The organism is Corynebacterium sp. MSK019, from assembly GCF_030232425.1.
Classification (GTDB): Bacteria; Actinomycetota; Actinomycetes; order Mycobacteriales; family Mycobacteriaceae; genus Corynebacterium; species Corynebacterium jeikeium_D.
The window spans coordinates 66,067-86,879 of the sequence record NZ_JASPJT010000009.1 but is presented as its reverse complement, the minus strand read 5'-3'; the positions used below and the strand labels follow the sequence as shown (position 1 = coordinate 86,879).

19 protein-coding genes are annotated in these 20,813 nt (G+C 59.2%); 7 read left to right on the top strand and 12 right to left on the bottom strand.

Features of this window, described 5'->3' with window-relative positions; all coding sequences use genetic code 11:
* Positions 1 to 7 precede the first annotated feature (7 nt).
* Both QP982_RS07865 and QP982_RS07860 read left to right on the top strand, forming a co-directional pair.
* Complete coding sequence (locus QP982_RS07865) at positions 8 to 1,771, top strand: phospho-sugar mutase (RefSeq protein ID WP_284870387.1); 1,764 nt, start codon at positions 8 to 10, stop codon at positions 1,769 to 1,771.
* A gap of 637 nt (positions 1,772 to 2,408) precedes the next feature.
* Positions 2,409 to 2,882: a hypothetical protein gene (locus QP982_RS07860; RefSeq protein WP_242458691.1), complete on the top strand. Its 474-nt coding sequence runs from the start codon at positions 2,409 to 2,411 to the stop codon at positions 2,880 to 2,882.
* A 43-nt stretch (positions 2,883 to 2,925) separates the two neighbouring features.
* On the opposite strand, the gene QP982_RS07855 is transcribed toward QP982_RS07860, so the two are convergent.
* The 4 genes from QP982_RS07855 to QP982_RS07840 are packed head-to-tail and all read right to left on the bottom strand — an operon-like array spanning position 2,926 to position 6,575.
* Positions 2,926 to 3,612 carry a biliverdin-producing heme oxygenase gene (locus tag QP982_RS07855; protein ID WP_048732014.1) on the bottom strand — a complete coding sequence of 229 codons (687 nt, stop codon included), beginning with the start codon at positions 3,610 to 3,612 and terminating at the stop codon, positions 2,926 to 2,928.
* Positions 3,605 to 4,429: a heme ABC transporter ATP-binding protein gene (locus tag QP982_RS07850; protein WP_284870386.1), complete on the bottom strand. Its 825-nt coding sequence runs from the start codon at positions 4,427 to 4,429 to the stop codon at positions 3,605 to 3,607. The genes QP982_RS07855 and QP982_RS07850 overlap by 8 nt, the downstream gene beginning before the upstream one ends.
* Positions 4,429 to 5,508: a FecCD family ABC transporter permease gene (locus QP982_RS07845; RefSeq protein ID WP_284826744.1), complete on the bottom strand. Its 1,080-nt coding sequence runs from the start codon at positions 5,506 to 5,508 to the stop codon at positions 4,429 to 4,431. Before QP982_RS07845 ends, QP982_RS07850 begins: the two co-directional genes overlap by 1 nt.
* An 11-nt stretch (positions 5,509 to 5,519) precedes the next feature.
* Positions 5,520 to 6,575, bottom strand: a complete 1,056-nt coding sequence (locus QP982_RS07840; RefSeq protein WP_049193908.1) for a heme/hemin ABC transporter substrate-binding protein — start codon at positions 6,573 to 6,575, stop codon at positions 5,520 to 5,522.
* Positions 6,576 to 6,778: 203 nt separating this feature from the next.
* Here QP982_RS07840 and QP982_RS07835 point away from each other — a divergent pair, with 203 nt between their 5' ends.
* Both QP982_RS07835 and QP982_RS07830 read left to right on the top strand, forming a co-directional pair.
* Entirely contained in the window at positions 6,779 to 7,327 is a 549-nt protein-coding gene (locus QP982_RS07835; protein ID WP_147719267.1) for a neocarzinostatin apoprotein domain-containing protein, read from the top strand.
* Between the two features lie 44 nt (positions 7,328 to 7,371).
* Positions 7,372 to 8,556: an isocitrate/isopropylmalate family dehydrogenase gene (locus QP982_RS07830; RefSeq protein ID WP_284870385.1), complete on the top strand. Its 1,185-nt coding sequence runs from the start codon at positions 7,372 to 7,374 to the stop codon at positions 8,554 to 8,556.
* A gap of 250 nt (positions 8,557 to 8,806) precedes the next feature.
* Here QP982_RS07830 and QP982_RS07825 read toward each other — a convergent pair whose 3' ends face one another.
* Complete coding sequence (locus QP982_RS07825) at positions 8,807 to 9,688, bottom strand: glyoxalase/bleomycin resistance/extradiol dioxygenase family protein (protein ID WP_070566502.1); 882 nt, start codon at positions 9,686 to 9,688, stop codon at positions 8,807 to 8,809.
* A gap of 3 nt (positions 9,689 to 9,691) precedes the next feature.
* A complete protein-coding gene (locus QP982_RS07820) occupies positions 9,692 to 9,985 on the bottom strand; it encodes an RNA-binding S4 domain-containing protein (RefSeq protein ID WP_070566500.1) in 294 nt (97 codons plus the stop codon).
* 140 nt (positions 9,986 to 10,125) lie between these two features.
* Between QP982_RS07820 and QP982_RS07815 the strand changes: the two genes are divergently transcribed.
* Complete coding sequence (locus tag QP982_RS07815; RefSeq protein WP_224784065.1) at positions 10,126 to 10,653, top strand: HPP family protein; 528 nt, start codon at positions 10,126 to 10,128, stop codon at positions 10,651 to 10,653.
* 58 nt (positions 10,654 to 10,711) lie between these two features.
* Positions 10,712 to 11,407, top strand: a complete 696-nt coding sequence (locus QP982_RS07810) for a NeuD/PglB/VioB family sugar acetyltransferase (RefSeq protein WP_284870384.1) — start codon at positions 10,712 to 10,714, stop codon at positions 11,405 to 11,407.
* A 29-nt stretch (positions 11,408 to 11,436) separates the two neighbouring features.
* Here QP982_RS07810 and QP982_RS07805 read toward each other — a convergent pair whose 3' ends face one another.
* From QP982_RS07805 to QP982_RS07780, 6 genes are read right to left on the bottom strand one after another with little or no spacing between them, the layout of a single operon-like run.
* Positions 11,437 to 12,090: a sugar transferase gene (locus QP982_RS07805; protein ID WP_070429100.1), complete on the bottom strand. Its 654-nt coding sequence runs from the start codon at positions 12,088 to 12,090 to the stop codon at positions 11,437 to 11,439.
* Positions 12,091 to 12,100: 10 nt separating this feature from the next.
* Positions 12,101 to 13,828 carry a hypothetical protein gene (locus QP982_RS07800; protein WP_070851594.1) on the bottom strand — a complete coding sequence of 576 codons (1,728 nt, stop codon included), beginning with the start codon at positions 13,826 to 13,828 and terminating at the stop codon, positions 12,101 to 12,103.
* A complete protein-coding gene (locus QP982_RS07795; protein WP_284870383.1) occupies positions 13,825 to 15,003 on the bottom strand; it encodes a DegT/DnrJ/EryC1/StrS family aminotransferase in 1,179 nt (392 codons plus the stop codon). Before QP982_RS07795 ends, QP982_RS07800 begins: the two co-directional genes overlap by 4 nt.
* Entirely contained in the window at positions 15,003 to 16,193 is a 1,191-nt protein-coding gene (locus tag QP982_RS07790) for a glycosyltransferase family 4 protein (RefSeq protein WP_284870382.1), read from the bottom strand. Before QP982_RS07790 ends, QP982_RS07795 begins: the two co-directional genes overlap by 1 nt.
* A gap of 3 nt (positions 16,194 to 16,196) precedes the next feature.
* Positions 16,197 to 17,441, bottom strand: a complete 1,245-nt coding sequence (locus QP982_RS07785) for a lipopolysaccharide biosynthesis protein (RefSeq protein WP_284870381.1) — start codon at positions 17,439 to 17,441, stop codon at positions 16,197 to 16,199.
* An 18-nt stretch (positions 17,442 to 17,459) separates the two neighbouring features.
* Positions 17,460 to 19,337 carry a polysaccharide biosynthesis protein gene (locus QP982_RS07780; RefSeq protein WP_284870380.1) on the bottom strand — a complete coding sequence of 626 codons (1,878 nt, stop codon included), beginning with the start codon at positions 19,335 to 19,337 and terminating at the stop codon, positions 17,460 to 17,462.
* Positions 19,338 to 19,703: 366 nt separating this feature from the next.
* Between QP982_RS07780 and QP982_RS07775 the strand changes: the two genes are divergently transcribed.
* Complete coding sequence (locus tag QP982_RS07775) at positions 19,704 to 20,693, top strand: LCP family protein (protein WP_141737765.1); 990 nt, start codon at positions 19,704 to 19,706, stop codon at positions 20,691 to 20,693.
* Positions 20,694 to 20,813 lie beyond the last annotated feature (120 nt).

Here is a 20,813-nt window from a genome sequence, read left to right as displayed (position 1 = left end):
AACCCCGATGCTCTCCGAACAGCTACAAGCCACCATCACCGATTGGATCGCCCACGATCCGGACGAGGCCACCGCCGCCGAGCTCTCTTCGCTTTACGACGAAGCCAAGGCCGCCAACCCCGATGCGATTGCCGAGCTGGAAAGCCGTTTCGCCGGGCCACTCGAATTCGGCACTGCAGGTCTTCGCGGTGTCGTTGCAGCTGGTCAGTCCCGCATGAACCGTGCCACGGTCATCCGTGCCACCGCTGGCCTGGTTGCGCATCTGAAGAACATTGTGGGCGACGACTTCACCGTGGTCATTGGTTGCGATGCCCGCCACGGCTCCGCCGATTTTCACCGCGATGCCGCTGCGGTTGTCGCCGCAGCCGGTGGCAAGGCCCTGGCTCTGCCACAGCAGCTGCCCACACCGGTGACCGCCTTTGCCGTGCGCCACCTCAATGCCGATGCCGGCATCATGGTCACGGCCAGCCACAATCCACCGAAGGACAACGGCTACAAGGTTTACCTCGGTGGCCGCGCGGTGGAGTCGGATTCCCGCCGAGGCGTCCAAATCATCGCGCCCCATGACAAGCAAATTGCGGACGCCATCGCCGCTGCTCCACCGGCTGATGAGGTCCCGCGTGACTTCGATGCCGTCGAGCAGGTTGGTCCTGAACTGCTGGATGCCTATGTGAAACGGGCGGCTGCGCTCGCAACGACGTCGTCAAGCGAAGAGAAGCAGGCAGCGAAGATTGTTCTCACCCCGATGCATGGTGTCGGTGGCGAGACCATCGTGCGCACACTGAACGCGGCAGGTTTCTCGAATGTCAGCGTGGTTGAGAAGCAGTTCGCGCCGGATCCGGAGTTCCCGACGGTATCGTTCCCGAACCCGGAGGAAGCCGGGGCGCTGGATCTTGCGTTTGAGCTGGCACGTGCCGAAGACGCGGATGTCATCATCGCGGCTGATCCGGATGCGGACCGCTGCTCGGTAGCTATTCCGGACAGCGGCGTCGATGGCGGCTGGCGACAGCTCTCCGGCGACGACATCGGTGCGTTTCTGGGTGAAGTCATCGCTGCGGATGCCGAGGCCCGTGGGATTGCGACCGTGACCAATGATGAGGGCGCAGAGTTCCCGGCCACAATGGCTAACTCGATTGTGTCCTCACGCCTGCTGGGCAAGATTGCCGCAGGTCACGGACTGAATTATCGCGCTACACTGACTGGCTTTAAGTGGATTGCTGGTGTGGACGGGCTCGTCTTCGGCTACGAGGAGGCCATTGGCTACTGCACTGACCCGGCAGTCGTGCGAGACAAAGACGGCGTATCTGCGGCGGTGCGTGTCGCTGACGCGGTGGCGCGGCTGAAGGGCCAGGGGCTGGGAATTCAGGACCTGCTGGATGATGTCGCCCGCGCCCATGGTCTCTACAAGACCGCCCCGTTGACATTCCGCGTCGAGGACCGATCGCTGATCACCAAGGGCATGGACACTCTGCGCGCCAACCCGCCTGCACAACTGGCCGGAGCGAAGGTCACGCAGGTCACGGACATGAATGATGGCCTAGACATGGTCGACGCCAAGGGCGAGAGCTATCACATCCCGCCTACCGACGGCATTCTCATCCTCACCGAGGCCAACGACCGCGTCATTGCCCGGCCTTCCGGCACGGAACCGAAGCTGAAGTGCTACCTGGAAGTCGTGCTGCCGGTCGCTTCGGCCGCGATTCCGCACGTGGCCGCGGCCGAGCGGCTCGACCAGATTAAGGCCGAGCTCAAGGAAATCCTGGGGATGTAGCCACTAAGCAGCTACCAGCTACCAGCTACACCTCGCAACAAACTGGGGTGCGCATGAACGAAACGGCCGAAAAATGGCCGTGGGGTTTCACGCGCACCCCAGTTTCGCATGTGCAGCCCGGAGTCTTGGGCCGGCTCACAAGTTACTGACTAGGTTTATGACAAAAACAAGCAGAAATTAGTGCCGAAACTGACATAAACTTAGGCAGTTTCTCGATGGTCACAGCCTCATTTGAAGCTCACCACCTCATTTCGGGTCTAGCTAAACCCGTCCTTGCCGCATTTTGCGCAAGACATGCGTCTCCTAACATGCTTTACAGTTTTCCCAGTAATACAATAAAAGCCGTTAACCGTGTCCCCAGGGGATGGAGCACCATTCGCTACGCGGGTTGGGCTCATCACAGGGGGAACACTTCCTCCTCGTGATTGGTACGTCCAGCATGTCGCATAACGAGTTCCCCAGCTCAGACCCCAACTACAATTCGAATCCTTCCACCGGTTCTTTCGGCCCCGTGTACCCGAACCAGGCACCTCAACCCCAACCACAACCACAGCCCCAATTCGCTGGGCAGCCGGCACCAACTTTCGCTTACGCAGCCCCGGCGTATCCGCAGCAAAGATCAGGTACTTCCGGCACAATGATTGCGCTCATTTCAGTGCTGGTCGTGGTCCTGCTGGGCCTGGTTGGCGCGGTACTTTATGTCACCCTGAGTAAAGATGACTCGGTAACTGCGGCCGACACACAGACGGCTGCCACTACACAGGCCGCTGCCGATGCTTCGAGCCAGCCCAACCCACCGGTCACACAGACTGAGACCGTGGTTGTTCAAGATTCGAGTGGCTCATCCGGTAATTCGGGCTCGTCTCGCTCATCGGGCCTGGCTGGCGGCAACCTCTCCAGCGCATGGAAGGGCACGTCCTCAACGAGCGATCCGTTCGTTCGAAATGTACACAGCGCCTACGTCCGCTACCGCAATTCCACTGGTGCGGAATCCGGCACCATCACGGCCTACAGCCCAACGACTGGCCTGACCTACAACATGTGGTGCCGCCCTGCTGGCGGCAACATCAAGTGCACGGGCGGCCGTAACGCAGTGGTGTACATCGGCTAACGCATACCGCCCCCGCCACGGTCACAGCACTCCAGTCCGCGACCTACGCCACTGCGTCGTCTAGGCCGCCAGCTAGGTCGTGGAAAATGGCCCGGTTGAGACGAAATGCCTTTTTCGCCTCGTCAACCACGGCATTTTTATCGGCATCCGAAATGCCCAGCTCAGACAGACTCTGTCGGTAGCCGTCGCGGTAGGGCTTAATTTTTCCGATCGCGGAGAAGTCATAGAATCGGGTTCCCTCCGCACCGATGCCGTAGTGCTTGGCCAGCATGGACGCAATCACCTGGCCACCAGAAAGATCGCCCAGGTAGCGAACGTAATGGTGTGCCAATGCGGCGTTGGCGTTACCGTTGCTTTCGATTTCACGAAGCTCGGCCACGTAGTTCTTTGTCGCCTCCACTGGCGAGATCTTTTCCCGCCAGTCAGGCCCCACCAAATGCTCAAGGTCGGCCGCCAGAGCCTCCAGGCGCTCCAGCTGCGCATCGTAGACCGCGCTGACCTGCGGCGACTCCGCAGTGGACCGCACTGCCTGCTCCAACGCTTCGTAAACAAAGTAGAGCTGACCAGTTAAATCGATGGCCGCCTGCGCGTCCAGTTCACCCGCCAGCAGTCTCGACATGAAGTCGGAGTTTTCCGCTTCACTGTGGACACCCGCAGTCTCCACTTTGAGTCGCTCTGCCAAGGGCTGAGCAGCCAGCTTGTCATCCTTTTTAATCGTGTTTTCAACCATGATTTTCTTCTTTCTCTGCGAGGTTCGGAGACTGGGGTGAGAGATTGTGGCCCGCACGCTGAGGCACCAGCACGGGGTTGCCCGCGGAGTCCTGAAGCACTTCCACACCGATGCCGTAGACTTCGCTGACGGTCTGTGCATCCAGGGTTTCCGCAGGCGGGCCTTGCTTTACGACGCGCCCCTGCGCCACCACCACAACGTGATCGGCATACGCCGCTGCGGCGGACAAATCGTGCAGGACCACGACCACGGCTTTGCCCGCCGCCGCGCGGGCGCGCATCATTCCCATGATTTTTTCGGCGTGGTGGAGGTCCAGGGCCGCGGTCGGTTCGTCGAGAAGCACGACGGGAGTGTCCTGGTAGAAGACGCGCGCGCTGTGGACGCGGGCGCGCTCACCGCCGGAGAGGGTCGGGACTTCCCGGTCAAGAAGGTGCGCGACGTCGCATTCGGTGATGACTTCCTCGAGCAGCTCTTCGTTCGGGCCGCCCCAGGGGTTGCGTCCGAAGTTGATGACTTCGCGGCTGGTGAATGGCACGGACAGTTCTTGGCTCTGCACCAGGACGGCGCGGTAGCGGGCCAGGTCGGCGATGGAGAGCTCGGTAATGGAGTGCTCGCCGATCCGGACGTTGCCGCCACTGAGCTCATGGTCGCCGGAAAGCGCTGCAAGGAGTGTCGACTTTCCAGCACCATTCGGGCCGACCAGCGCGGTGACTTTTCCGGGCTCGGCGACCACGGAAATATCGTTGAGGATGCGGTGACCACCCAGGGTGATGCTGACATTTTCGGCAGAAATACCCAGGCCAGAGTGAATTTCCATTAGTGCACCGCCCTCTTCGAACGCAGGAGCAGCCAGAAGAACAGTGGGCCACCGACAATCGAGGTGAGCATTCCCAGCGGCAGGTCCGCACCGGTGATCATGGTGCGGGCCGCGAGGTCGGCCAGCGTTGTGGCCAGCGCGCCGCCGAGGATGCATGCAGGAATCAGCGTGCGATGCGCTGGTCCCAGCAGCAGTCGTGCAGCGTGCGGCACGACCAGGCCGATGAAGACGATGATGCCGGAAAATGCCACTCCAGCCGCCACGACCAGGGACGTGCCAAAAATGATGGCGCGACGCAGCGTGACGACGTTAATACCCAGGTGGCGGGCTTGCGCTTCACCAAGACTCAGAATGTCCAGCTTGCGGTAGCTGACCCACATGGCAATTACGGCCGGAACTGTCACCAGCGTAATGATGACAACCTGCGTCCAGGTGGCGCTGGCAAACGAGCCCATCTGCCAGAACACAATGCGGTCGCGGGCAGCCGTGGAGGCCACGAATGTCAGAAGCGACACCAAACCACCACAGATAGAGTTCACAGCCACACCGACCAGAATGATTCGGGCGATATCGCGGCCACCGTGCGCATTGGCGGCCACAATAGCCGTGGCCACAGCACCACCGATAAAAGCTGAGACCGCAATGGCCCAGCTGCTGGCGAAGACACTCAACACTCCGCCGAGCACTCCGGAAAGCCCGGCGGCGGTGCCCAAAACTGTGGCGGTGGCAGCGCCGACGGCGGCGCCGGAGGAAACGCCGATGAGGCCGGGTTCGGCAAGCGGGTTGCCGAACACCGCTTGCAGCGCCACACCTGCGAGGGCTAGTCCCGCACCAACGAGGCAGGCCAGCGCGATGCGCGGCAATCGCACTTGCCACAGCACGGTGTCGATGGGCTCTGGCGTGTCACCGAGACCGCCATTGAACACTAGCCTCACCATTGAGCTCAGTGATTCGCCGATGGTGGCGCCGAACTGCCCCACGGAGGCCGACCAACCTATTGCCAGCACCAGCGCTAGGGCGAGTCCAATGAAAACGGCCACCTGTCTGAACGGACTAGTTTTGTTCGCGGTTGTCTGCATTGCTCAGCCAGTCACTTCCCCGCAGTCTTGTCAGCACCGTAGAGAGCATCCGCAATGGCGCGAATCGCACGCGGCGACTGCGAGTCAAAGGACAGCAGCTGCGAATCGGGCACGTCCACAACGGACTCATTCTGGCCCGCCGGGGTCTGTGCGATGCCCGGGATTTCCTTCAAGCCTTCAATCCCGCCGACGGACTCCAGGCCACCAGACATAACCAGGATGGTGTCTGGAGCCGCAGCAATCAGGGACTCCGGAGTAATAGGCGTGAACGCACCCTCAATACCCACGCCCTCACCGGCATCGACACCGCCGAGACGAGTGATCAGAGAACGCCCACCAGAATCCGGTCCCGCAATCATGGCCACACCGGTTCCGCGCACATACAGAATCATCATCTTGCGGCCATCGGCCTTGGCCTGCGCGTACTCGGTCGCAGCCGCCAGCTCCTTGTCCAGGTGCTCCTTCACCGGGCCAACTTGGTCAGCCAGGCCGACTGCGCCCGCGACTTCGTCGATAAGCGTGTTGATCGTCTCAGGAGTGCGCTCGTCCGACACATGGACGACAGTGATTCCCGCTTTTTCAAACGTGTCGAAGACACGGCTAGGGCCAATCGTGCCATCGGTAATGATGAGCTCCGGCTTCAGCTTCATCACCGACTCAGCATTGACTGCATGCCCGCCGATGGTGAGGTTCGGCAAATCCTTTACCGCCGGGAAATCGGAGGTGGAGTCGCGCCCCACCAGACGGTCTCCGAGGCCAAGCGTGTAGACCGCTCGGCTGAGTGCTCCCGCCCGGTCAAGCGTGAGAATACGCTGGTAGTCCTTATCTTCTGCTGGCTTCGGGTCTTTCAGCAGCACTTCGGGGTTTTCCGAAGGTAGGTTCGCATGCGCGGCACCGTGAGCGGAAATGTTGTCGGCGCGCGGAACCGTCGTCACGCCAGCGCTTGACGACGATGCCCCCTCCCTCGCGGCATCATCGGAACCACAGGCGACTAGTCCTGCGACTAGGACAACACTCAGCAGTGTTCCGGCAAGGCTGCGAACGCGACAGGCAGGCACGGTGAACATATTCCCCCTCTGTGAGCTGACGCTGCACGGAGATAGACGACAAAAAGATTGACTAAATAACGACTAACACTAGTAACAAAGAGCTTAGAAAGGACTTTGCTCTACTCACCCAAAGAATCTTAGGCTATCTTTTAGTTCTAGGTTAGCCTACCCTTAAATAAGGATAGTAATTTCTACAGTTTTTCGGAAGGACGTTACCTCCTATGACTACTCGTACACTCCAGCGTCGCGCGGCTTTCCTGGCTATTCCGGCCGTCGCCGCACTTCCACTTCTCGCCGCCTGTGGCGCAGATGACGCGGACAATGCCGCGCAGGATGCTGCCAACGCTTCGGAAACCACCAGCTCCGCTGCAGATCAAGAAACCGACGCCAGCGCCGGCGAAGTAACCATGGAGGCCGAGCCGGTCAACGACCTCTCCGAGGGCGATGTCATCTCCGTCGACCTGTCTGGTCTCGACCCCGACTACGGCTACTACGCCGCACTCTGCGCCGCCGAGAAGGCTCCAGGCAACCCCGTCCCGGACTGCACCGGCGACCGCAGTGCCGGCACCCAGTCGCAGCAGTGGATTACCAAGAAGTCCGGCGGCACCACCACCATCGCCGACGACAACACCGCACACTTCGAGCTCAGCGTCGTCCCCACCGGCGAGGCCGTGGACTGCACCCAGCAGGACTGCGTGCTGAAGCTCTTCGGTGACCACAGCGAGGGCTTCGAGGACATCACCGAGATCCCGGTTACTTTCGCAAAGTAGCCAAACCGCACACGCGCAGGCGTCGCAGTCCTAGGCTAAGAGCCATGGAAACCGACCAGCCTGCGACTGCTTTAGAAGCGGCACCGCGCCGCATCACACTCCTGCCCGGCGACGGCATCGGCCCTGAAATCACCGATGCCTGCCGAGGACTCATCGCCGATGTCTTCCCGCACTGGGAGCTGACAGAGGCACAAATTGGCTGGTCCCAGTGGTGCGCGCACGGCAATCCCGTCCCGCAGGAAACTTGGGAAACACTCGGATGCAGCGACGCCGCTCTGCTCGCGGCGATTACCTCCAAGCCCGCTCGCGAGGCTGAGGAAGAACTAGCACCGCATCTGCGCGGTACCGGCCTGATCTACCGCTCCCCTGTTCTCCAGCTGCGCCAGCGCCTCGATCTCTTCGCCAACATCCGTCCGGTCACCCTGCCCGGCGCGGCTGCCGACTTCACCATCGTCCGCGAAAACACCGAGGGCCTCTACAGTCACGACTATCTCCTTCCGTCTCACGACGCCCCGGCCGACTCCCCGCACCACCACCTGTGGGCAGAGGTGGTGGAGGACTCGACGGTGGCTCGCGCCGTCGATAAGCGTGGCGACGTTGCGATTTCTTTGCGCGTGACGACGTCCTTTGCGTGGCACCGCCTTGCGCGACAGGCGGCCAAGTTGGCTCTCGCGCGCCAGGCGGCAAACCCCGATTCGGAGGCCACGCCGATGGTGACGGTGGCGGACAAGCCGAATATCCTGCGGGACTCTGCGCGTGTGATTCGCGGGGCAGTTGAAGAGGTGGCGGAGGAGTATCCGCAGGTTGCATTCGATTTTGCCAATGCGGATGCCGTGGCAATGCAGCTGGTGACCGACCCGGCGCGCTTTGATGTCATCATCGCGGAAAACCTCATCGGCGACATTCTCAGTGACATCGGTGCCGGTTTGATTGGCGGGCTGGGGCTGGCGGCGTCGGCGAATGTTGGCGACGACTTTGCGGTTTTCGAGCCGGTGCACGGTTCGGCACCGGACATTGCCGGGCGCGGCATCGCCAACCCGGCTGCGTTTTTGCTCTCTGCGGCAATGTGCGCGGAGCACCTTGGGCATCCGACCTCGGAACTTGCGCCCGCAGCCAAGCTGCGCGAGGCCGTCTACGCCGCCAAGTGCACCGCGCCGACGTTGGACCTCGGCGGCATCGCGACAACTAGTGAGTTTGTGACTGCAGTGCGGGCGGAGCTGGGGTTGTAGGCATTGACTCGATTACGAAGCGCAATTAAAGTGGTTGCTATCAATCCCAGCCGTTGACCCTCCGCCGATAAGGAGAGCGCCGATGACTGGGATTACTCATAGGGGGGAGGGCCAAGAAATATGAGTAGAAACAGATATAGTGCTGCTCGAGCTGTGCCTTTACGTGAGATCACTAACGAAGACGATCCTTTACACGTTAACTACACCGGGAAACGGGCCCCCGAGGACGACGACGAAGAACTCTGAGCCCCTACTGGAACTGGCTGAGGTCAATGCCTTCCAGCGGGTCGGACTCGCGGATGTCCTCCTCCGGCGGCAGCGGCACCTCGCAGAGCACAACTGCCGCACCACACGGGTCCTGCACGGTTGCCAGCGGACCGAACTCGGTGGCCTGCGGGGCGACGAGCACGGAACCGCCCAGTTCCTCAGCCTTAGCGACAGCGGTGTCGATGTTCTCCACGCCGAGGTACGCTAGCCAGCCAACGAAGCTCTTATCGGCCGCATCGGTCTGTGCGGCAACCGAGCTGGCTACCAAACCTGCGAACGGTGCCCCGTCTTCCATCGCGACTGCGAAAGTGCCGTGCTCGTTCTTGTTGCGCACGGCGATTTCCCAGCCAAAGAAGTTGTGGTAGAAGTCCGCGACCTGCTCAAAGGTCTCCTCCGGGCCTGCAACCAGCTCGAACCACACCGGGGTGCCGGGCTCGCCCGCTGCGATGAAGGCCTGCTCACCCGGTTGTTCCAGTAGTCCAATCAGGCCACCGGCGGGGTCGGAAACGACGGCCATTGTGGATCCGTCGACAAGCGGAGTCGGTTCCTGGAAGACCTCGGCGCCGAGCTCGCGCGCCTTCTCGACGGCACCAGCGGCAGAGTCGACATGGAAGTTCACACGCCACTGGTTGACGAAGGCATCCTCAGCGTCCTTATCGGCCTCCAGCAGCACTGACACCGGCATTCCGGACAGCATGGCGATGCGTCGACCAACGGAAGCTTCGCGGGCATCCTCATGAATCGGCGCGGTGTTGCGGTAAGCCCATCCGAGAACGCCGCGGTAGAAGCGCTCGGTCTTACGCGGTGCAGCGGAGAGCAAATCTACGCGCAGGGGCATGCCAAATTCGGCGGGAAATGCGGGCATGAGTTACAGGTTCCTCCACTTTTCAGGATCAAAGTCATCATCGGCGGTGGCCTCATCAAAGTAGTCATCATCGACTTCATCGGCAGTGGCCACGCGTGCCGACATACCAGCAATAGAGACGACGTCCCCTGGACGCAGCACCTTGCCACGACGAGTGTCGACCTCACCGTTCACGCTGACCTGGCCCTCAGCAATGAGTTCCTTGGCCAGACCGCCCGTTTCCACCAGGTTGGCCAACTTCAGGAATTGCCCGAGACGGATGGACTCGTCCCGGATTGCGACATCGATAGGCTCCATGCCCTTAAGTGTGTCATACCCGGCGAAAATGGTCGGAGTTTGGCTGGTTCAGAGAGGTTCAGAGCGTCTCATGAAACCTCTATTTCAATAAAAACTCTGAACCTCTGCGGAGCGAAGCAGCGCATCCTAACATGCTTTCCATGTCCTATTCACGGCCAACGAGACGGCCCCTTATCGCCAGCGAAGCACCACCTCGCCCGCCGCTGCGCCATATTGTCGCCGCCTCGGTCGCCGTGAGCCTGCCGCTGATGACCCTGGCACTCATCTCAACTTCTGTCTCTGACCTGCTATTTTTGCCTCCTATTGGCGCTGCCATGGCGCTTATCGTCGGCGCACCGAACCTGCCCCTGGCTCAGCCACGAAATGTCGTGGTCGGACACCTCATCGGCTGCACGACTGGCATCGCAATTCTGCACATGCTGGGTTCGACCATCATTGCTGCAGCGGTTGCCGCCGGCGTTGCCTTCGCGCTCATGCTTCTTGCTCGCGCGGCTCATTCCCCTGCCACCGCTACTGCTATGGTCACCGTACTGATGCCACACGGCCATGGGCTTGCCAACGACTTCCGCTTCATAGGCTTCATTTTCGCTTCGTCAATCATGATCGTGGTGCTTGGCATCCTCGCAAATCGACTGCGCGGCCTTCGGTATCCCACCTACTGGTGGTAGGTGGATTCGGGGCCAAGCGCTCCGGCTAAAAACGGCTATCAGTGGGATAATGACACTCATGCCAAAGCAGTGGATTAACAACACGACGACCGAAAAAATTGTCATCGTCGGCGCTGGCGGTTTTGGGCGCGAAGTGGCTAGCCATATCCGCGATATCAATGACTACGCCGTGGAAAACGGACTGCCACAGCAATGGGAGATTTTGGGGCTCATTGATGATGGCACCCCGGATATGACCTATTTCCACAAGCTAGGCATCGAGTACCTAGGCGATACCAATACTCTCAAGGATCTGCCTAAGGACGTGCACTACGTAGTTGCAATCGGCAACGGCGCTGCTCGACGCTCGATTGCTCACCGTGCAGATTCCACTGGACTTATTCCTGCAACTTTGGTTCATCCTGACACAACAATTGGTGCTGTGGTCAGCATCGGTCCGGGCACAGTTGTATGCCCTGGTGCGCGAATCACTTGCAACATTGAAATCGGCGCTCACTGCCAAGTTCACGTAAACGTGGAGGTCGGCCACGATGCCGTGACAAATAATTTTGTAAGTATCTTCCCGCTGGCCGCCATCTCTGGATTCGTCACTCTCGGTGCGGAATCCACCATTGGGGCTAACTCCGTTATCAATCCGGGCGTGGCCGTCGGCGAAGGTTCATACGTTGGTTCCGGTGCAGCAGTGAACAAGGATGTGCCCGAATACACGCTAGTCGCCGGGGTTCCCGCAAAGGTTAAGAAAACACTGCGATAACAAAAATGCGCTAGCTTAAGAGCCCAACGCTAGCTAGAAGTCTCCTGGCAAGTGCTCTCCTTCTCCTGCTGGCCAGTAAACTCCGTCATCGTCGCCTGGCCTTCCTCCGCAATCCCATCCCGCTTAAGCACGACCAGGATGGTGTCGAGGAGGATTTTGGCGTCGGCAAGCAATGACCAATTGTCGACGTACTGAACGTCCAGCTCAAAGCGATCCTCCCAGGAAAGGCCGTTGCGCCCTGACACCTGTGCGAGGCCAGTGATGCCCGGTCGAACTTCATGGCGACGTGCCTGGCGAGGCGTGTAGAGGTCAAGGTATTTCACAAGCAGTGGGCGCGGGCCGACGAGGCTCATGTCGCCGCGCAGGACGTTAATGAGCTCCGGGAGCTCATCCAAGCTTGTGGAGCGCAGGAGTTTTCCCACCTCGGTGAGGCGCGAGGCGTCGTCTACAAGCCCTTTTGCCGGATCGAGGTGATGCATCGTCCGGAACTTGAGCATGTTAAACAGTTCGCCGTCCTTGCCCGGACGTTCCTGACGGAACAGGACTGGCTTGCCCATAGAGGTTCGCACTGCCAAGGCCGTGGCGCCCAGCACCGGGGACAGCACAATCAGACCTGCCGCCGAGGCTGCGATGTCGATGCCACGCTTGACTGCTCGCTGCGCGCGGATGCCCAATGAATCCACTGGTTATCTCCTACTTTTCGTTGAACATTTCGTGCAAGAGCTTTTCGGCACGCGCATCGACCTCCGCGTTCGGGCGCGTCCTAACCAGCCAACCAATCGCACCTGCCGCCCCAGCCGTCGCAAACGCGGCTGCCGCAACGCGCAGTTTGGTGTTGTCATTCTTGTTGTCAGGCGCGCTTTGCTTGACGACGGTCACCGCTGGCCCCGACTCCGGAACAACCTGCTCTCCGCTATCGGCGACCATGACTGGTTCGGGCTCGGCTGCGGGTACTGGTTCTGGTTCCACTTCAGAGACTGGTTCCGGCTCCGAATCCGTCTCAGATACAGGTTCATCGGCAACTCGCTCGATAGCATTTACCGCCTGCACTGGCTCAGAAGTGAGTTCCTCTTCCTCGGTACTTTCGGTCAACCTAGTCTTGTCACTGCGGAACAAGGAAACGATTCCCACCACAAAGGCAACGAAGAATGCGATTGCGATTTCAAGACCAATTCGCGGCAGCGTCCGGAACCAGTAAATATGCAGGCCGCCCCAAATAAGGTCACCCAGACCAGCCGCGAAAGTCACTGCAGTAATAAACAATGCTGGCGCCCACCAGCGCGTCTGCAGTGCAGCATGTCCGCGAGTAACTGCCCAGTTAAACAGGGCAATGCCGAGTCCGAGTACTAATCCGCCGATGACGACACCAATGCTGCCCCACATCCAGTACCACTCACCGGTAGCGTTAGCGGCCACCGAATACCAGTCGTACTTCGGGATTGCCTTCTCTGGCTTCCAATACTTAACCAACTCGTACCCCACTGCACGAGGCAAATCCCAGCTCTCCGGCGCAATCGGCGTTAGCGGAGTCAGCAGGTTTTTTCCGCCTTGAAATTCAAAGCGTCCCTGCTCATGCAGGTCGACCAGATTTGCGAAGGTAACAAATGGATCAGTCAAAGATTCCAGACCAGTGCGGTTAGCTGAATTACCCTTATTGATGCTCTCCTGGTGAGCTTTACGCAGCGTTGCAAACACCATCAACGCACCAGGGCCCATAACAATGGCCAGAAGCTTGATCCAAAAACCCCGCACACGAATCGCGAACAACACCAAGAGCCCAAGCCCCACAGCTGCGATACGCAAGCGGCCTTGTCCACTATGAATATCTAGGACGTACACCGCCGACATGCCTAGCACTACTGGCAATGACAAAACCAGGAGAATCACCGATCGCGACCACCAGGCACCAAAGGAAACCAACAGGATTCCCACAATTGCCGGGCTTTCAATAATGATGCCAGGCAGTAGATTAGAGGCGCGGAATTGGTACGAAAACGCGTACAGCGCAAGGCCGATGAGGATGAAAAGCCACCGGCCAGGAAGCACCTTTTTATCGAAACGAATTTCTCGACCAAAGCGCCAAGAAATCATGGTCACGAGAAAGGTCAGCAAGTAGGTGAGGCCAACGGCCGTGCGCAACGCTTCGCTTGAAACTCTTGTGTCATCCCACGCTTCGTAAGCAGGAAAAGCTGCCGTAAACAGGGTCACAAGCGCAAATACGCCCAACGGTGTGATTGTCCGACCGCCGTTGCCCAAGAAAGTACGCAGGCAGAAAAAAGCCAACAAAATGGTACCGATCTGCGCCCCCTGCAGCGGATCCGTCCACGATGTCACTACGACGACTGAGAACAGCCACAGAACCGCCTCGATAGCTGTCAGTTGCGATATCCGGGCTATTCCCGTGTCGATAGCTTTGGTCATCCCAGCACTTCCTTCAGAACACCAATCACCCGCGCGACGTCATCATCGTCCAGCGCCGGACCACTAGGAAGAGTAATGCCACGGGAGAAAAGATTCTCAGCGGTGCCGTTGATGGTGGCCCGCGCGCCCTCGTACACTGGCTGCAGGTGCATCGGTTTCCACAGATGACGGGCCTCGATGTTGGCCTCGCCCAGCGCTGCAATCACGCTGTCCGGACTCAGCACACCCTTATCGACGGCCTCCTGCGGCAGCACAATCGAGGTCAGCCAGCAGTTCTCGGTGAAACGCTCATCGGAGTCAGATAGCAAGCGGGTACCTTTACCAGGGGCATCGTCGTCAAGCGAGGCGAGCAAATCTAGGTACGCGTCGCGAATCTGGCGGCGGCGAGCAATCATGTCGTCCAGACGCGAGTGCTGCGCCCGCCCCAGCGCGGCAAGCAGATTGGAAAGACGGTAGTTGTAGCCGATTTCGGTGTGTTCGTACCAAGCGACGGGCTGACGCGCCTGCGTGGACAGGTAGCGCGCGCGGGCGATGAGATCAGCATCGTTGGACAGCAGCATGCCACCGCCGGAGGTGGTCATGATTTTGTTGCCGTTGAAAGACAGCGCGGCGGCACGGCCAAAGCTGCCGGCCGGCTGACCATCGACGCTGGCACCGAGCGCCTCGGCGGCATCCTCGATGAGCGCGATGCCGAGTTCTTCCAGGCGTGGCGCGAAGGCCGGGTAGTCGGCGCAGCGGCCGAAGAGGTCCACAATCATCACGGCGGGAACGCTCTTGCCCTCGGCAAGCAGATCATCGACGGTGCGGAGCAGCAGCTCAGGGTCGATGTTGCCGTCCTCTGCGGCATCGACAAACACTGGCGTAGCGCCGACGTAAGCGATGGCGTTGGTCGTGGCCGCGAAGGTCATGGTGGAAACCGGGATGTAGTCACCTTCACCAATCCCCAGCGCGAGCAGCGCCAAGTGCAGGCCAGCAGTTCCAGACGACAGCGCGAGCGAGTGCTCAACACCGCAGCGCTTGGCAATCTCCGCTTCAAACGCGTCTACCTCGGGGCCCAACGGAGCCACCCAACCAGAGTGGAGTGCACGAACGACGGCCTGTTCTTCTGCTTCGGTGACTGTCGCGAGCGAAAGAAAGATCCGCTCATTGGGCTTGTTAGCGTCGGCGTTAGTCATTACTTCTGAACCTTTCGGACGCGGTTGAGTACCTCGATGAGCTGGTTGTACAGGCTGTCACGAGCAAAACGCTTCTCACCCAGTTCGTGGTTTCGCTGTCCCGCTGCGCGCATCTCATCGCGGTCGGAGATGATCTCAGCGAATCGCTTGGCCGCGGTCGGAATATCGCGCGAGAGACGCCAACCGGCATCGTGCTCGGTTGCGGCTTCCTCCAGCCAGCCACCGTGGTTGAATACCACCGGACGCGATGCGGCCATGGCATCGAAGACCTTGTTCAGGGAGTTGCCTTCCAGGCAGGGGTCATCACGCAGCGGTGATAGCGCGATATCGGCGGCAGACACGTACTTGGCGACATCTTCCTTCGGCTGACGGCCGAGGAACATCGCATCGGCATCGAGGCCAGCGTTCTCGGCGCGCTGGTACAACGCATCCGAGTCGCTTCCCTGCCCCAGCAGGACAAAGCGCACATTCTCCACGCCATCACGACGCAGCTGCGCCGCCAAATCCACAAGCCACTCCAGCTGGTAGGACATGCCAAAACCACCGGCGTAGACCGCCACCACGTCATCGCCCCAGCCCTGCTCCTTGCGGAAAGCTGCACGCTGCTCGGCCGGGACATCAAAACGCTCAAAGTCCGACGCATTCGGAATGACGGTCACGCGCTTCTTCGGAGCGACCTCTTTGACGCCATCGGCCATCGACGGCGACAGCGCCACGACCTCGCTCGATGCCGCATAAAATGCCTTCTCCAGTTGCTTGGCCAGGAAAATCGCCACCGGATTATTGAGGTAGCCCAACTTGATTGGCACCTCTGGCCACAGGTCACGAATCTCCGCCACCAACGACGCACGCTGGGTAAACTTCGCCACAATTCCCGGAACCGCCACAGTCAGCGGAGTCGAGGACGCGTAAATCACGTCGGCAGGCACACGGGCAGCAACCGCGGAGGCGCGCACCAGGAAGTTGAAGAAACTGACGATGCGCTCGCGCTTCGACATTTCATTGCGGTACGGAATCGCTAAACGACGCACGTGGATGCCATCGACCGTTTTATCCATGGCCTCATCGCGACCACAGATCATTGTCACCTCGTGGCCTGCAGCGGCCATTCGGCGGGCAAACTCGTAGGGTCGGGAACCACCCGGCTCACCGGGGAGAACAAAGTGCTGGTGGATATAAGTGATTCGCATTGTTTAGCTTTCCTCGATTACGTCGACGGGAAGTTCTTCGTTGGTGGTTGATGGATTTTTCGGGCCTCTGCTCGGCTGCATCAACGCCACTGCGGCAACAACGGCTGCTGCAAAGTAGACAACTGCGCTGGTCCACGCGAGACCGAGGGCGTCTCCGAGAAGAATGCCAATCGGGTAACAAATGACAGCGATAACGGCGGAAATGAGCTCCACTCGGCCAATTCGACGGGGATTGTCGCTGCCGAGAATTTCACCGCACAGGTGTCGGTAGCAGCCGAGCACCACGGCCGCGATAGTCAGTGGCAGCACCAACTCCCGAGCAGGCTCAAACTCATGGCCGAATACCGGCACGATGAGGAAGTAGAGTGCCACACCACCGAGCGCACCAAGCGCGCCGTACGCTGCAGTGACTATGCCAAGGTGTCGGAGCACACGAGACGGGGTGAGTTCGCGACCCCTCTGGTCGCTGGTGCGCTGATCGGCGACCGACTGCGCGACCCAGTACAGCGGTTCCGTCGCCGTCGCCACGACCACGAAAAGGCCTAACGACGCCGGCGAGGCCAGCGCCGGCAGCAAAACGCGACCCAAGCGTGTGGTCGTCAGCGGTCCGAGACCCGATGCGATGAACGGGGCATTTGTACGAGCCGTCTCTACCACTCCGCCGACACGGGAATCGGTATGCTCGCGTGACTTCGCTAGCGACCAGATTGCCAGTGGCAGTGCCGGGACGATATAGGCCGCAGCCCACCAGCGCCAGTCCTCGACTCCAGCGAAATACAGCGCAGTGCTAATCAGCAGCACCGAGCCTTGGAAACAGACGAATACTGCGACGAAGAAAGACACTCGATGGCGGCTGATAGCCATCGCACGAACCATTGAAAATGACACGGTAACCAAGGCGACAATGCCGGCCATTGCCGTCCACGGTCCGTAGACGACACCTGCGATGGCACAGGCAATCAGAGCGACCACAGTCATGGCGAAACCACTCGGAATGAGACCGTGGTCGTAATCATCGCGGCGCAGCAATAGCCGATCGGCCCCAAAGCCGACGAAGGGCGCCACAATATAGGCGAACTGCAAAACGGTAGCGACCTCACCTCGACCGGCGGGCCCCAGCACTCGCGCGGAAAGAATACTGACCACAAAGGCGACGACTGCGGCGAGCGCTGAAGCTGCCGAAATCGTCGCAACTGTTCGAACTCTTTGCGCCAGCTGCCCGAAGTTAGAGGAGCTGGTGGTTGTCACGGTGGGGAGTCATCCTAACTATTTTGCTTTCGAGCTAGCGGTTGCAAGTGATTGTGCACCAGCGGGATACGCCGCAATACTGCTTTGCGCCCCACCGTGCTCTGCAAGCCAACGACGTGCAGCATCGTGATTATGTGTGCACGGGAGAATCCGCGAATTCAGCCGTTCCGGCTCAACACGTACCTCAGTGATCAGCGGATGACGATCACCAATCTTGGGAACCTCGCGGTCATCAACCAAGTCCTCGGAGATCTTCTCACCTTCGCGAAGACCCGTGTAGACAATCTCTACGTCTGCGTCATGGAGCCTGATAAGGTTCTCCGCCAGCTCAGCAATCTTGACCGGCTTACCCATCTCCAGCACCAGAGTCTCACCGGACTCTGCAATAACGGTAGCCTGCAGCACCAGCTGCGATGCCTCTGGAATGGTCATGAAGTAGCGCTGAACGTCAGGGTGCGTCACCGTAACCGGGCCGCCCTCTTCAATCTGACGCTGGAAAGTCGTAATGACCGAGCCACGCGAGCCAAACACGTTACCGAAGCGGACAGATGCCCAGACACCTTCGTGAGTTTGCCCCATGTGCGCAGTCAGACGTTCTGCGGCGCGCTTGGATTCACCCAGAATCGAGGCTGGGTTCGCAGCCTTGTCCGTGGAAATATTAATAACGGTTGAAACATTGGCCGCAGCGGCTGCATCCAGGACGTTCTGGGTTCCGATGACATTGGTTTGCACTGCTTCTGCAGGGTAGCTCTCCAGCAGCGGCAGGTGCTTGAGAGCTGCAGCATGGTAGACAACATCGGGCTTGCGCTCGGTGAAGATCTGCGTCAGCATTTCCGCGTCACGGATATCAGCCAAGACGGTATCGGAGCCGTCGAGAAGCGCCGAACCCGTCAGCGACAGCTGAGTGGCATGCAAGCCGCCCTCATCGCGATCCAGCATGATAAGTTCTGCCGGCTCAAAGCGGTGAACCTGTCGGCAGATCTCGGAACCGATAGAACCGCCAGCGCCTGTGACCAGCACCTTCTTACCGCGGATTATCGAAGCGACCTTGGATTCATCCAGGTGTAGGGGCTGACGGCCAATGAGGTCGGCGATGTTAATTTCGCGCACCTGCGAGGTAGCGACAGCGCCACGGTGGCGCGAGTACTCCTCCACCGGCGGCAGAATGAGCAGGCGCAGGGACGATTCCTCACAAATGTGGTTGAGGACGTTGATGCACTCAGTGGACAGTGGCTCATCAGTCGCAATAATGACCGACTCCGCCGAAGTGCGCGATGCGACTTCGCCCAGCTGATCAATGCCACGAATCACGCGGAGACCATGGATACGAGAAATATGGTTCTCGCCGCTTTCTTCGGGATCGACGATTCCAACCAAGTGGAAGCGGTTCTCACGGGAAATACCGGAATCCGTAAGGCTGTTAATAAAAAACTTGGCTCGACGGCCTGCACCGAGAACAATCAAGCGATCATCCGTCTGGCGGGAACCAAAGTTGTTGGTGATCCAGCGAGCGAGAGTTCGGGTATAGATACTTGCCAAAGTTGCGACACACCCACCGGCGAACGGAACGTACCACGCAATTTCCGGGACGGTCTTCAGAATTTGAGCCAAACCAGTGGCTGCGGTAGCGCCACCCATGCTGATGGTCAGCAGAACAATATCTTCAGTTCGACTGCCGGGCCATACGCGTTGCGGGTTAGTGTACTCCCCGAGCAGCAGGCCTAGCAGGACAATGACGACTACGGCGACGGCGACAACCAAAAAATTAGTGCCTGATATCTCAGAGAAAGATACCAATTCCCCGCGGACGATTCCGTTAGCGGCGGACAGCGCAACCAGCCAAGCGAGTACATCAAATACACACCAGGCGAGCTGCTTCCAGTCTCGGATAAACATTCTTATGCCTTTTACTGCTGGTTAAATTTCCTAACGCACAATGCGTTCCACAGGCTTGGCATACTATGCGATATAAACTACATTTACAGCTCCTACCCCAAAGGGCTACCCCATCGTTCGGGTAGCCAAAAAGCCACCCTTTCCACCCATCATTCTCCCTGGTAAAACAATGTTTCACCAACTATTTACCGAAGCTTCAATCTGTTTACATTCATATAACTAGCTGTACAAACTAACTTCTAACGTAACCACTTCCTGACGATTGCAATTAATGCAAAATCACCTCTTTATTGAGATGCTTATTCAAGGAAGTATTTGCGTGAATACTCAAACAATCGTTTTTGACAAAAGGGTTACACTTCCCCCGTGAGCACATCATCAACGCGTCGGGCACGCGCTTTCATCATCCGAAAGCCCTTCCTTGCTGCACTGATTACTGCCGTTTCAGTTCTAACGGTGATGGCGCTGTTGCTTGCTACCCTGATGCTGATTCAAAACCGGATGAGTCAGACACAGAACGTCGCCGACACATCGGCCACGCACCAAGAGACACTGCTCATCCTTGGTGTCGATAGTCAAGACTCATCCATGGTGGGACACCGCTCAGATGTCATCATGCTCATGCGTATGCGTCACGATCCGGAGTGGATTGACATTGTCTCTGTGCCGCGAGATTCCCTGGTAGATTTACCCGACTGCGCTGGTTCTCACGCCACCGAGCACTCCGGCAAAAAGGACAAACTGAACTCCGCATTCGCCTACGGATCCGTCGCCGATGTCGATGACCGCGGATCAGCCCAAGCGGGCATGGACTGCGCAGCCATGGCGATTACTGAAGAAGCTGGGATTCCCATCGATGACACCATCGCCACCACTTTCAACGGTGTCACCGGCATCATCGATAGCCTCGGCGGCGCAGACCTCCCCGTCGATGACGGCGGTCGCATCGTCCGCGAAGGCAAAGGTGAGCAGCACTTTTCCGGCCAAGGTGTGGTCACACAGCTTCGCGCTCGCAAGACCGAAACGGGTGGCAGTGACCTCTCGCGCATCAACCACCAGCAGGAAATTCTGGGAGCGCTACTGGATTACTACCGCAGCGAAGGAATCATTGACAGCAGCGGCTCCGTGAACTCCATGAAGGAGTTCACTGCCCTCCTCACCGCCCTAACTAATGGAACGGCCACTACTGTCAGTCTGAATGATGTCCGCAGCCTGATGCAGCGCGCCGCGTCCACACCGGTGTCCACCGCGACACTACCGACAGGCCCTGCCGACGATGGTGTCAATGCGGTCTGGACACAGCAGACCACACAGTTCTGGCAGGCCTACAAAAACGGCGAAGACCTGCCCAAATAAAAGCACTCTTACATGCACCCCTATTAAATACGCAACTAGTATGCGTATTATTGATATATGTCGTCGCCCGCCACACCAGAACCCCAAGCCCCCACAACCAAACCACCTTCTAAACCTGGC